12 protein-coding genes and 1 pseudogene are annotated in these 12,125 nt (G+C 68.9%); 6 read left to right on the top strand and 7 right to left on the bottom strand.

The features are described from left to right. The first annotated feature begins 133 nt into the window (after positions 1–133). Complete coding sequence (locus PVZ77_RS24685; RefSeq protein ID WP_273808675.1) at positions 134–2,698, top strand: bifunctional diguanylate cyclase/phosphodiesterase; 2,565 nt, start codon at positions 134–136, stop codon at positions 2,696–2,698. A gap of 19 nt (positions 2,699–2,717) precedes the next feature. Here the strand turns inward: PVZ77_RS24685 and PVZ77_RS24680 are convergent, their stop codons facing one another. Continuing rightward, positions 2,718–3,680, bottom strand: coding sequence for a GlxA family transcriptional regulator (locus tag PVZ77_RS24680; protein ID WP_273808674.1), 963 nt, complete (start codon positions 3,678–3,680; stop codon positions 2,718–2,720). Positions 3,681–3,962: 282 nt separating this feature from the next. Then, on the bottom strand, positions 3,963–5,921 hold the full coding sequence (acs, locus tag PVZ77_RS24675) for an acetate--CoA ligase (protein WP_273808672.1): 1,959 nt from the start codon (positions 5,919–5,921) through the stop codon (positions 3,963–3,965). Positions 5,922–6,083: 162 nt separating this feature from the next. On the opposite strand from acs, the pseudogene PVZ77_RS24670 reads away from it, so the two are divergent. After that, positions 6,084–6,433 (top strand): annotated as a pseudogene (locus PVZ77_RS24670) (4a-hydroxytetrahydrobiopterin dehydratase). 31 nt (positions 6,434–6,464) lie between these two features. On the opposite strand, the gene PVZ77_RS24665 reads toward PVZ77_RS24670, so the two are convergent. Continuing rightward, entirely contained in the window at positions 6,465–6,878 is a 414-nt protein-coding gene (locus PVZ77_RS24665) for a VOC family protein (RefSeq protein WP_273808671.1), read from the bottom strand. Positions 6,879–7,001: 123 nt separating this feature from the next. On the opposite strand from PVZ77_RS24665, the gene PVZ77_RS24660 reads away from it, so the two are divergent. Both PVZ77_RS24660 and PVZ77_RS24655 read left to right on the top strand, forming a co-directional pair. Then, a complete protein-coding gene (locus PVZ77_RS24660) occupies positions 7,002–7,226 on the top strand; it encodes a hypothetical protein (protein ID WP_273808670.1) in 225 nt (74 codons plus the stop codon). 2 nt (positions 7,227–7,228) lie between these two features. After that, positions 7,229–7,681 carry a GNAT family N-acetyltransferase gene (locus PVZ77_RS24655; protein WP_273808669.1) on the top strand — a complete coding sequence of 151 codons (453 nt, stop codon included), beginning with the start codon at positions 7,229–7,231 and terminating at the stop codon, positions 7,679–7,681. On the opposite strand, the gene PVZ77_RS24650 is transcribed toward PVZ77_RS24655, so the two are convergent. Further along, positions 7,678–7,893: a DUF3820 family protein gene (locus PVZ77_RS24650; protein ID WP_158892131.1), complete on the bottom strand. Its 216-nt coding sequence runs from the start codon at positions 7,891–7,893 to the stop codon at positions 7,678–7,680. The two genes, PVZ77_RS24655 and PVZ77_RS24650, sit on opposite strands and share 4 nt — an antisense overlap. 122 nt (positions 7,894–8,015) lie before the next feature. Here PVZ77_RS24650 and PVZ77_RS24645 point away from each other — a divergent pair, with 122 nt between their 5' ends. Then, positions 8,016–8,822, top strand: a complete 807-nt coding sequence (locus PVZ77_RS24645) for an SDR family NAD(P)-dependent oxidoreductase (RefSeq protein ID WP_273808668.1) — start codon at positions 8,016–8,018, stop codon at positions 8,820–8,822. Between the two features lie 92 nt (positions 8,823–8,914). Here the strand turns inward: PVZ77_RS24645 and PVZ77_RS24640 are convergent, their stop codons facing one another. Next, positions 8,915–9,106 carry a hypothetical protein gene (locus PVZ77_RS24640; RefSeq protein ID WP_273808667.1) on the bottom strand — a complete coding sequence of 64 codons (192 nt, stop codon included), beginning with the start codon at positions 9,104–9,106 and terminating at the stop codon, positions 8,915–8,917. 185 nt (positions 9,107–9,291) lie between these two features. On the opposite strand from PVZ77_RS24640, the gene PVZ77_RS24635 reads away from it, so the two are divergent. Further along, on the top strand, positions 9,292–9,996 hold the full coding sequence (locus PVZ77_RS24635) for an aspartate/glutamate racemase family protein (protein ID WP_273808666.1): 705 nt from the start codon (positions 9,292–9,294) through the stop codon (positions 9,994–9,996). On the opposite strand, the gene PVZ77_RS24630 is transcribed toward PVZ77_RS24635, so the two are convergent. Then, positions 9,993–11,297, bottom strand: a complete 1,305-nt coding sequence (locus PVZ77_RS24630) for a leucine-rich repeat-containing protein kinase family protein (RefSeq protein WP_273808665.1) — start codon at positions 11,295–11,297, stop codon at positions 9,993–9,995. The two genes, PVZ77_RS24635 and PVZ77_RS24630, sit on opposite strands and share 4 nt — an antisense overlap. 13 nt (positions 11,298–11,310) lie before the next feature. Next, positions 11,311–12,048, bottom strand: a complete 738-nt coding sequence (locus PVZ77_RS24625) for a haloacid dehalogenase type II (RefSeq protein ID WP_273808663.1) — start codon at positions 12,046–12,048, stop codon at positions 11,311–11,313. Between the last annotated feature and the right edge of the window lie 77 nt (positions 12,049–12,125).

The following is a 12,125-nucleotide window of genomic DNA, read 5'->3' as shown; positions in this document are numbered from 1 at the left end:
TCCGCTTTACGTTTAGCGTCGCGCGCCCCCAGGGGCTAGTCTAGCGACGGCAAGGCTTCATCCGCTTCGCTTGGCCACCTCCGGGTCGCGCCGGGCGAAGCCACAGGAACGCTCATCCAGCCAGGGTCCAGGCATGCCAACATCTCCCGCGTCCCGCAGCGCCTTACCGCGTCGGCGGGGCCATACCGTCCTCCTGCGGCTGTTCCCGGCGCTCTGCGTGCTGCTCCTCGGCCTTATCGGCCTGGGTTGCTATCTGCTGGTCGACAATGCCGTGCGCCAGGATGCCACCGTCGCCCAGCACACCGAGCGCGCCATCGGTCGCACCTTTACCCGCCTCGACGAAGAGGTCGCCCGCAACCTGATCGACTACAGCAAATGGGACGAGGCCTATCGCCGCCTCCATCAGGAACTGGACTCCGACTGGGCCTACGACCAGGGCAACCTCGGCGAATCGCTGTACCGCGTCTATGGCTACGAAGGGGTGCTGGTATTCAACGGCCAGGACCGCCCCCGCTATCGCCTGCTCGATGGCCAGCGGGCCGATCCCGCTACGCCCTGGCTGCAGGGCGACATCGCCGGCCTGCTGGCCGCGGCACGCAGCGCCGACGCCCGCGCCGGCAGCGTGTCCGGTGTGCTGACCGTGGCCGGGATGCCGGCGCTGGTGGCCGCCGCCGCCATCACCCCGGGCGATCATGCCGGCGTCCGTCCCCAGGAGGCGCCTGCCTCGGTACTGGTCTTCGTCAATGTGCTGAGTCCCGCCCGACTGGCCGCCCTGAGCGAAGCCAACAACCTGCCGCCGCTGAGCATCACCACCGACCCGGCCGGCAGCCGCGCCAGCTGGCAACTGCCGGGCTCCGGCTATCAGCTGACCTGGCGCCCGCCGCGACCGGGATTGTGGCTGATGCAGCAGACCCTGCCGCTGTTCGGCGGTGGGGTGCTGATCCTGCTGCTGGGGCTGATCTGGCTGTTTCGCCAGGCGCTGCTGTCGATGCGCCAGCTGGATGCCCAGTACGATGACCTGCTGGCCAGTCGCAGCGAACTGGCCATCGGCGAGCGACGCTTCCGCGACATCGCCGAGGCCACCTCGGACTGGCTGTGGGAGGTCGACGCCACCCTGCGCCTGGTCTATGTCTCGGATCGCTTCGCCGAAGTCACCGGGGAAGCCACCAACCGCTGGCTGGGGCGGCCGCTCAACGAACTCCTGACGCCCCATGCAGACACCCTGGCGCACTGGCTAGCCGGCCAGGCGCACGACCACAAGCCGCGACCGCCGCTGGTCTGTCACTACCTGGACGGCAACGGCCGCGAACGCACCTGCCGGGTCGCCGCCCGGGCCATTCCCGAGGGTGGCTATCGCGGTACCGTCACCGATCTCACCGACGAGATCGAGGCCCTGGCCCAGGTCCAGCACCTGTCCTGGCACGACCCCCTGACCGGCCTGCCCAACCGCCATCGCCTGCACCAGTTCCTCGCCACCCACCTGGAAGGCCCGGAGCCGCGGCCCCTGGCGCTGATCAGCCTGGACCTGGATAGATTCAAGACGGTCAACGATGCCCTCGGCCATGCCGCCGGCGATCAGGTCCTGCAGGAAGCGGCGCAGCGTCTGCGGCAGAACGTGACCGCCACCGACCTGGTGGCGCGCCTGGGCGGCGATGAATTCTGCGTGGTGCTCAGCGGCGACCGCGACCCGGGCGCCATCGCCGACCTCTGCCGACGGCTGGTGGAGCAGTTGCGCCAACCCTTCCGCCTCGGCGAGCAGCGGGTCTTCATCGGCAGCAGCCTGGGCGTGGCCCTGGCACCGCGGGATACCGGCATCCCGGCGGAACTGCTGCGCCTGGCCGATATCGCCCTCTACCAGGCCAAAGCCGCTGGCCGCAGCACCTGGCGCTTTCACGAGCCGGCCATGAACGAGCAGGTGCTGTTGCGCCGGCAGCTGGAGCAGGACCTGCGCCAGGCCCTGCGCGATGACCGTCTCAGCCTCTACTACCAGCCGCGCCGTTGCCTGGCCGATGGCAGCCTGCGTGGCTTCGAGGCGCTGGTGCGCTGGGAGCACCCGACCCAGGGGCTGCTGGAGCCGCTGGACTTCCTGACCCTGGCTGAGGACGCCGGCCTCGGCCAGCGCCTGGGGCGCTGGGTGCTGGAGACCGCCTGCCACGATGCCCAGGGCTGGCCGGAACGACTCTCGGTGTCGGTCAATCTGTCGCCGCAGCAATTCCACGCCAACGAAGACCCGGTGCAGACCGTGGCCGAGGCCCTCTACCAGAGCGGCCTGGCGGCGTCGCGGCTGGAGCTGGAACTCACCGAACGCACCCTGCTGGACCCGGCCGCCGACGTGGCCAACACCCTGGGCGCGCTCAAGGGCCTGGGCGTACGCCTGTGCCTGGACGACTTCGGTTCCGGCCTCTGCTCCCTGGCCTATCTGCGCCGCTATCCGCTGGACGGCATCCGCCTGGATCGCAGCCTCATCGCCCGACACCATCAGGCGCCGGAAGACAGCGCCCTGGTGCGGGCCATGATCGATCTCGGCCGCTCGCTGGGGCTGACGGTAACCCTCAAGGGGGTGGAAGACGCCGAGCACCTGCGCCAGCTGCAGCACCTGCCGGCGGACGAGATCCAGGGCTTCCATTGCGGCGCGCCCCTGCCGGCCGACCAGCTGGGCGCCTGGCTGGACGAGCGGGCGGCCGAGTCGCTGAGCTGAATCGGCAGGGCCTCGGCGCCTAGCGCTCGGCCACCATGCTGCCCTCGCCCGCCGCACCCCGCCGCTGGTTGCGGTCGTCGCGGGGGGTGACGCCGAAGAAGTTGCGATAGGCGCTGGAGAAGTGCGGCCCCGACGAGAAGCCGCAGGACAGGCCGATCTGGATGATGGACTTGCTGGTCTGGGTGAGCATCTTGCGCGCCCGGTTCAGCCGCAGTTCCAGGTAGTACTGGCTGGGCACCCGCGCCAGGTATTGCTTGAAGATCCGCTCCAGCTGCCGGCGGGAAACGCAGACGTGCTGGGCGATCTCGTCGGTGGTGAGGGGCTCTTCGATGTTGGCTTCCATCAGCATCACCGCCTGGGTCAACTTGGGATGACTCGACCCCAGCCGATTCTTCAGTGGAATGCGCTGCCGCTCGCTGCCTTCGCGCAGGCGCTCGACGATCAGCTCCTCGGCGATGGTGCCGGCCTGCTCGGCGTCGCGGTCGCGGCCGATCATGGCCAGCAGCAGATCGAGGATGGCCAGGCCGCCACAGGCGGTCAGGCGATCGCGGTCCCACTCGTAGAGGTGGTGGGTGGCGATGACCTTGGGGAATTGCTCGCTGAATTCCTCCAGCCAGCGCCAGTGCACGGCGGCGCGATGACCGTCGAGCAGACCGAGCTGGGCGAGGATGTGCACCCCGGCGGAAAAGCCTCCCATCACCACGCCGGCCCGGGCGGTCTGGCGCAGGGCCGCGACCAGCGGCGGCGGCAGCGTCGGCGAGGGTTCGTCGGCCAGCACGAAGAGCCGATCCAGGCGTTCCAGCTGCCCTTCCCAATGGCCACCCGGCAGTCGCGGCTGAAACTCGCTGCCGGCCTGCAGAAAGCGCACCTCGTAGGGCGTATCGCTCGAATGGCGAGAGGCGAGTTCCAGCGCTTCCTCGACCAGGCCCACGGTCAGCGGACGAACGTCGGGCCACAGCAGAAAGGCGATGCGGATGGTCATCTAACGTCTGGCTTCCTGTCGAGAGCGGCGGGGGCGACCGATCCGGGGCCCGCGCGCCATGAAACCCTTGTGGGGTGGCACGCATGGTACGCCGGAGCGCTGCCCCTGTCCCGGCCTTTGCCCGGGTAGCGGACCGGAGTGCCGTGCGGCCCGCCGGCTGGCGCGATTCTAGCGCCAGCGCAACGGCGGCGGCTTTTAGCCTGGCGACACGTCCTTACAGGACCGCCAAAAAGAAACCGCCCGCTACCTGGACGATAGCGGGCGGTCGATGAGGGCGCTGGATCAGGCGACGGCCTGGCTCATCTGCTGGTGGGTCCCGACCAGATGCTGCACCACGCCCGGATCGGCCAGGGTGGAGATGTCACCGAGCGAGTCGTATTCACCCACGGCGATCTTGCGCAGGATGCGCCGCATGATCTTGCCGGAGCGGGTCTTGGGCAGACCCGGCGCCCACTGGATGACGTCGGGGGTGGCGATGGGGCCGATCTCCTTGCGCACCCACTGCTTGAGCTCCTGGCGCAGGGCTTCGTTGCCCTCCTCGCCCTGGTTGAGGGTGACGTAGACATAGATGCCCTGGCCCTTGAGGTCGTGGGGCATGCCCACCACCGCGGCCTCGGCCACCTTGGGATGGGCCACCAGGGCGCTCTCGATCTCGGCGGTGCCCATGCGGTGGCCGGAGACGTTGAGCACGTCGTCGACGCGACCGGTGATCCAGTAGTAGCCATCCTCGTCGCGGCGGGCGCCGTCACCGGTGAAGTACATGCCCTTGAAGGTCTTGAAGTAGGTGTCGACGAAGCGATCGTGATCGCCATAGATGGAGCGCGACTGGCCCGGCCAGGAATCGAGGATCACCAGGTTGCCTTCCACGGCGCCGTCGAGCAGGTTGCCTTCGTTATCCACCAGCGCCGGCTGGATGCCGAAGAAGGGACGGGTCGCCGAACCGGGCTTCTGGCCGATGGCGCCCGGCAGCGGGCTGATGAGGATGCCGCCGGTCTCGGTCTGCCACCAGGTGTCGACGATGGGGCAGCGCTCCTGGCCCACAGTCTTGTAGTACCAGTGCCAGGCCTCGGGGTTGATCGGCTCGCCCACCGAACCGAGCAGGCGCAGGCTGCTGCCGTCGACACCGCGCATGGCCGCCTCGCCCTGGGCCATCATGGCGCGGATGGCGGTGGGGGCGGTGTAGAGGACGTTGACCTGGTGCTTGTCCACCACCTGGCCCATGCGGGTGACGTCCGGGTAGTTGGGCACGCCCTCGAACAGCAGGGTGGTGGCGCCATTGGCCAGGGGACCGTAGACGATGTAGCTGTGGCCGGTGATCCAGCCGACGTCGGCGGTGCACCAGTAGACCTCGCCGGGGCGATAGTCGAAGACCCGCTCGTGGGTCAGGGCGGCATAGGTCAGGTAGCCGCCGGTGGTGTGCAGGATGCCCTTGGGCTTGCCGGTGGAGCCGGAGGTATAGAGGATGAACAGCGGTGCCTCGGCGGACATCTCCTTGGGCTCGCAATGTTCCGGAGCCACCGAGGTGATGTCTTCGTACCAGACGTCGCGGTGGCGGTGCCAGGCGATGTCGGCGCCGGTGCGCTTGCAGACGATCACCTTGTGCACCGAATGGGTGGCCGGATTGGTCAGCGCTTCGTCGACGTTGGCCTTGAGCGGGATCTTGCGCCCGCCGCGCACGCCTTCGTCGGCGGTGATGACCAGCTTGGACTGGCAGTCGCTGATGCGGCCGGCCAGGGATTCGGGGGAGAAGCCGCCGAATACCACCGAGTGCACCGCGCCGATGCGGGCACAGGCCAGCATGGCCACCACGGCCTCGGGGATCATCGGCATGTAGATGGTCACCACGTCGCCGCGGTGGATGTCCTGGCCGCGCAGGGCGTTGGCCAGCTGGCAGACCTCGCGATGCAGTTCGCGGTAGGTGATGTGGCGGCTGTCGGCCGGATCGTCGCCTTCCCAGATGATGGCGGTCTGGTCGCCGCGGGTTTCCAGGTGGCGATCCAGGCAGTTGTAGGAGGCGTTCAGGGTGCCATCGGCGAACCACTGGATGTCGACGCGATGATCGTCGAAGGAGGTCTGCTTGACCCGGCTGAAGGGCTTGATCCAGTCCAGGCGCTGGGCCTGCTCGCGCCAGAAGCCATCGGGGTTGAGGATGGACTGCTGGTACAGCCGGCGATAGGTGACTTCATCGGTCAGGGTCCGGGAAGCGACTTCCGCGCGGACCGGGTAAAAGGCGGCACTCATGGGATGATCTCCTCGGCGGGAAACTGTTGTTCTTGTTGCCTTCCGTTGTACGGCGCGCACCGGTTTCGGACCATTCGACCATGGTCGGACGGGGCGCCGGGAGCTGACCGCGGGTCTGTTACCCTTGCCCTTTCGTGACTGTCTTTCCCCAAGGAGCGCCCCATGGCCGATCTCGCCCACTCCCATTGCGTCCCCTGCCGCTCCAGCGAGCCGGCCCTGAGCGCGGCCGCCAGCAGCGAATTGCTCAAGGCCGTCCCCGGCTGGACACTGGTGGAACGCGAGGGATTGCGCGGCTGGAACGCCGCTATGCCTTCGGCAACTTCCTCGAGGCCCTGGACTTCACCAACCGCGTCGGCCGCGAGGCCCAGGACGAGGACCATCACCCGGCCCTGCTCACCGAATGGGGCGCGGTGACGGTGAGCTGGTGGACGCACAACATCGGCGGCCTGCACCGCAACGACTTCATCATGGCCGCCCGCACCGATGCGGTCGCCCTGGCGGCCAACGTCTGAGCGCCGGACCGCCGGACCGCCGGAACACGCGCTAGTCGCAGGCGGCGGCCAGGCCCTCGGCGTGGACGAAGCACAGCTTGTTGCCTTCCGGATCCCGGCAATAGGCGGCATAAAAGTCCGGTCCGTAGCCCGGTCGTATGCCCGGCGCACCCTCGTCGCTGCCGCCCAGTTGCAGGGCGCGATGCCAGGCCGCCTCCACGGCCGCGGGGCTAGGCGCGGCAAAGCTCACCTGGACGCCATTGCCCCAGGAGGCCGGCAGGCCGTTGAAGGGCAGCTGCACATAGAATTGCGGCCACGCCCGCCCCGGGCGCTGCCAGCCACAGCCGGGCGGGCCGCCGTCGTCTTCCGCCGGCATGCGCACCAGCCCGAGTTCGTGCAAGACGCTGTCGTAGAATTCGGTCAGGCGCTCCAGGTCGCGCGCGCCTAGCTGTACATGGCTGAACATGGATTCTCTCCCGCTGGCAGGGCCATCAGGCCACGTTAGACCAGTCCGCCACGCCTGCCTATCGGCTCGACAAGCCCGGCGCGGACGGTTAGCGTGGCGGCCTTCGCCTCTGACGACATGCCCATGAATCTGCGCAACCTCCCCCGCCTGACCAAGATCGGCCTGGTCTTCTTCATCCTTGGCCTGCTGGGCGTGGCCTTCGCCCTCTACGGCCTCTACCAGGGTCCGCGGCCCACCGAACCCGGTACCATGCGCAGCCTGCTGTTCGCGGCCGGATTGCAGCTGACCGGCTACGTGCTGCTCAACCGCAACCGCTTCCGCATGCTGTCCGGCCGGCGCAAGGACTAACCATGACCCTCCAGTGGAGCTGCCGTGCCGCGCCAGCGCTGACCATCGCCGAGCTCTATGCCGCCCTGGTGCTGCGCGCCCGGGTGTTCGTGGTGGAGCAGCAGTGCATCTATCCCGACGCCGATGGCCTGGATCTGGCAGCGGATGTCTGGCACCTGTTCGGCTGGCGTGACGACCAGTTGCATGCCTACCTCCGCCTGCTCGGGGCGGTACGCGAGGACGTGGTGATCGGCCGGGTGATCGTCGCCCCCGAGGGCCGCGGCAGCGGCCTGGGGCATCTGCTGCTGGCGGAAGCCCTGCGCGTCTGCGCCGAGCGCTGGCCCGGGCGCCCGCTGTTCCTCTCCGCCCAGGCCCATCTGCAGGCCTACTATGGCCGCTATGGCTTCACGCCCTGCTCAGCGGTGTACGACGAGGACGGGATTCCCCATATCGACATGCGCCGCCTGGCGGACTAGCGCCGGCGGCGCAGCGGATCGAGCAGCGGCTTGAGGCCGTTGTGGTCGATCTCCTGCATCAGCGCCAGCAACCGGCCCAGCTCGCCAGGTGGAAAGCCGCTGCGGGCGAACCAGTTGAGGTAGTGGCCCGGCAGGTCGGCCAGCAGGCGGCCGGCGTACTTGCCATAGGGCATGGTCCAGGTCACCAGGGCGTCCAGATCCGCGGGTTGCATCGCTTGTCTCCTCTACACGGCCTGGCGATTATGCCATGCCGTCAGGGGTCAACCGTCGGCCGCGGGGAGCACCAGCCCTCCGCGACGATCCCAGCTACACCAGGTCTGCAGAGGATTTCAGCATGAGCAATGTTACCCGGCCACTGGCCGCCGTTACCGGTGCCTCCAGCGGCATCGGCTTCGAACTGGCCAAGCAGCTGGCCCGCCATGGCCATGATCTGCTGCTGGTTTCCCGCGGCGACGGCCTTGACGCCGCCGAGCGCGAATTGCGCGCCCTGGGGGTCAAGGTCTGGAGTCATGCCGCCGACCTGCGCACCGCCGTGGGCGTGGAAGAGACCTATAGATTCCTGCGCCGCCAAGGGCGGCCGCTGGACGTCGTGGTACTCAACGCCGGAGTCGGCCTGGGCGGCGCCTTTGTCGGCCAGACGCGGCTGGAAGACGAGATGGCGCTGATCCAGCTCAATGTCATGTCCACCGTGCACCTGGCCAAGCTGGTGTTGCCGGAGATGGTCGCCGCCGGCCGTGGCCGGGTGCTCTTCACGTCGTCCATCTCGGCCACGGCGCCGATTCCCTTCGAGGCCGTCTACGGTGCCTCCAAGGCCTTCATCAACTCCTTCGCCTTCGCCCTGCGCAATGAACTCAAGGACAGTGGCGTGACCTTCACGGTGCTCATGCCCGGCCAGACCGACACCAACTTCTTCCACCGCGCCGGCGAGGACGACACCAGCGTCGGCGCCGGGCCCAAGAACGATCCGGTGCAGGTGGCCGCGCAAGGCTACGCCGCGCTGATGGAGGGACTGGACCATGTCTATGGTGGCGGCCCGGAGGTTCAGCACGAGGGCGAGGTGCTCAATCGGGTGGAAAGCGAAGCCCAGAAGGCCGAGCGTCATCGCGCCTGGTCGGAGCCGGGGTCGGCGGAAAAGGACTAGCGGCCCTTGCGCCGGGGCGCTGGCAGGCGCAGGTGGCGACGTCAGGCGAGGCGTCTTGACCAGGACCCTGCCTGACGTCCGGCTGGCCGCCTCTAATTGACCGGCGTGGCCCCGGGCGTACCGCACTTGGCGAACTTGCCCTTGGCATCCTTGCATTGCGCGGCCTTGGTCTTGGCCGTGTCGCATTTGACGAACTTGCCGTGGGCATCCCGGCAGGGTGCCGCCTGGACGCTGGCGGATGCGAAGAGGGTCAGGGCTACCGCGGCGAACAGAGCTTTGAGCATGGCGAGCACCTCCAAGGGCCGGGAGTGGCCTTTGGCAAGCATAGCGGAGGCCAGCGCAGCCGCCACCCGTTACGCCAGCGCCCTGATCGGCTCCACTGTATCCCTCGATCCGCTCGTGACTGCCTCTCTCCAGGCCAGCGCCGGCCAGGCAAGCTAGGCCTTTGCAATCAAGGGGGAGACACTCCATGCGCACCCTGGGCCTGCTGGGCGGCATGAGCTGGGAAAGCTCGGCTCACTACTATCGCATCCTCAACGAAGAGGTCCGGTGCCGGCTGGGCGGCAGTCATTCGGCAGCCTGCCTGCTGCTGTCGGTGGATTTCGCCGAGATCGCCGCGCTGCAGCATGCCGGCGACTGGACGGCGCTGGGTCGGCGTCTGCAAGACCATGCGCGGCAACTGGCCGCCGGTGGTGCCGAGGCGCTGGTCCTCTGTACCAACACCATGCACCGCCTGGCGGCGGAGATCGAGGCGGCCACGACCTTGCCGCTGCTGCACATCGCCGACCCCACGGGTGCGGCGATCCGCGCCCGGGGCCTGCGGACCGTCGGCCTGCTGGGCACCGCCTTCACCATGGAGCAGGCCTTCTATCGCGAGCGGCTGAACGACCGCTTCGGTCTGGAAGTGGTGGTGCCCGACGCAGCCGCGCGCCAGATCGTGCACCGCATCATCTATGACGAGCTGGTACGTGGCGAGGTGCGCCCCGAGTCGCGGGCAGCCTATCGCGCGATCATCGCCGAGCTGGTCGCCCAGGGCGCCGAGGGCATCGTGCTCGGCTGCACCGAGATCATGCTGCTGGTGGACCAGGGCGACAGCGCGGTGCCGCTGTTCGACACCACGCGACTGCATGCCCTGGCCGCCGTGGACTGGGCGCTGGACGAAGCTCAGGGCTAGCCCTGCAGCCGTTGCGCCACCTCGGCCAGCAGCGGGCGCGCATCGAGCGCGGGCTGCCGGCACTGCGCGGCCAGGGCCGCCAGGGCCGGATCCACGGGCTCGCTGCAACGCGTCAGCCATTCTTCCAGCAGGATGCCGAAGGCGCGACTTTCGAAGCGTTGCAGCCGCGCGGCCTGGGCCCGGTCCTCGGGCAGCAGCGAGGCGCCGCCGAAGTCGCCCAGCAGGCAGCGCGCGCCCCCGTCCCAGAGGATGTTGTGGGCATAGAAGTCGCCGTGGACCAGGCCATGCCCGTGCAGGTGCGCCAGGGCGCTGGCCATGCCGCCCGCCATGGTGCGCACGGCGCTAGCGGTGAAGCGGGTGTCCTCGGGATAGACGTCGCGACTGCAGGTGCTGAAGCTCGGCGGACCGGCCAGGTTGCCGAAGGCCGGCTCCACCAGCTCCAAGACCAGGCCACTGCGCTGCTCCGGATGCTCGGCCAGATCGCCGAGGGCGCCGATCAGCCAGGGATGGGTGCCGGCGCTGAGGCTGGCGGCGCTTTCGCTTTCCGGGGTGCCATCGCTGGTCATGCTGCCCTTGAACAGCTTGACGGCGACCTCGCGCGGCCCCGTGGGCGACTGCCAGCGCGCCTGGTGGATGATGCCGGAGGCGCCCTCCCCCAGCCGCTCGCCCAGCACCAGGTCGCTCCAGGCGATGCGTTGTTGCCGCGCCGCCTGGGTGCGCACCGCACGCTCGCGCTCGGCCCCCAGGGGATTGTCGCCATAGGCCAGCCAGGTCAGCCGCGGCAGCTCGAGGACGGCCGGGGGCAGCGCCGCGAAGCGATTCGCCGACAGCCGCAGCAGCTCCAGCTGGTGCAGGTCGGCCATGGACGCCGGCAGGCTCTGCAGATGGTTGCCGGCCAGCATCAGCTTTTGCAGGGCGGGCCGCTCGCCAAGGGCGGCAGGCAATTCGGCGATGCGGTTGTCGGTGAGGATCAGCCAGCGCAGGTGCGGCGGCAGGGCCGCAGCGCTCACCCGCTCCAGCTGGCAGGCCTTGAAGCCGATCATTTCCAGCCTGGGTAGCGTGCCGAGCACCTCGGGCAATTCGGTGAAGGGATTGCCCGAGCAGAAGAGGATGCGCAGCTGGTGCAAGCGGCCCAGGTCGGCGGGCAGGCGGGTCAGCCGATTGCCCGACAGGTCGAGGATTTCCAGGCTGTCGGCCAGGCCAAAGATCTCTTCGGGGAATTCGGTCAGGTCGGCACGCAGGGTCAGGCGCGTGGCCCCGGCCAGTTCGCCGGCGCGCAGCCGGGCAAGGGTATCCGTCATGGGAAAGCGACTCTCACTGTCTTGAAAACCCGGCACCCGCCGGTGATGGCGCGGACGTTAGCACGCCGGGCCGCTGGCTGCGGCCCTCGTGCGCCAGAATGCGCGCCACTGCCTCTTGCAGCGTGCCGGCGGTCACCGCGGGCGGCGCCAGGGGATTGGCCACCTGCTCGGCCTGCCGCTGCAGCAGGGCACCCTTGAAGCCGGCCGCCTGGGCGCCGGCGATGTCCCAGGCATGGACGGCGACCAGCCACAACTGTTCGGCCGGCTGATCAAGGCTGGCGGCGGCCTGGCGATAGGCCGCCGTGGCGGGTTTGCTGGCACCGGCGTCTTCGGCCGAGAGGATGCCGGCGAAGGCGTCGCTCAGGCCGGCGTACGCCAGCTGCGCCTGGGTAGCGGCGCGCGCGTTGTTGGAAAAGGCGATGCAGCGCACCCCTTGCGCCCGGGCGAAATCGAGCCCGGCTCGGACATCGGCATGGGCGGGCAGCTCCTGCAGGGCCTTGGCCACACGCTGTCTGCCAGCGGTCGTCAGCGTCCGTCCGAGTCGTGCGCCGATCATCTCCAGCGCCGCCTGGCCCTGGGCCTCGAAGGGCGTGTGCCGGCCACAGAGTTCCGCAGTCATGGCGTTCTGCAGGGTCTGGGCGAACCACAGCGTGCGGCTCTGGGGGTCACCGAACAGCTCGGTGAACAGGCCGTCCAGCGCGGACAGGTCGAGCACGGTTTCGTTGATGTCGAACAGGCAGGTCAGGGTCATGGTCGCTACTCGGCAGGGATACCTTTCGACCAGGGCTCGCACCCGACGTGCAGCCGCGCTAAGGTTCCAGACTGGCA

Source organism: Pseudomonas sp. SHLD1 (assembly GCF_028640935.1).
Taxonomy (GTDB): domain Bacteria; phylum Pseudomonadota; class Gammaproteobacteria; order Pseudomonadales; family Pseudomonadaceae; genus Chryseomonas; species Chryseomonas aestiva.
The sequence above is the reverse complement of the archived record's forward strand: the minus strand, read 5'-3'. Positions and strand labels throughout refer to the sequence as shown.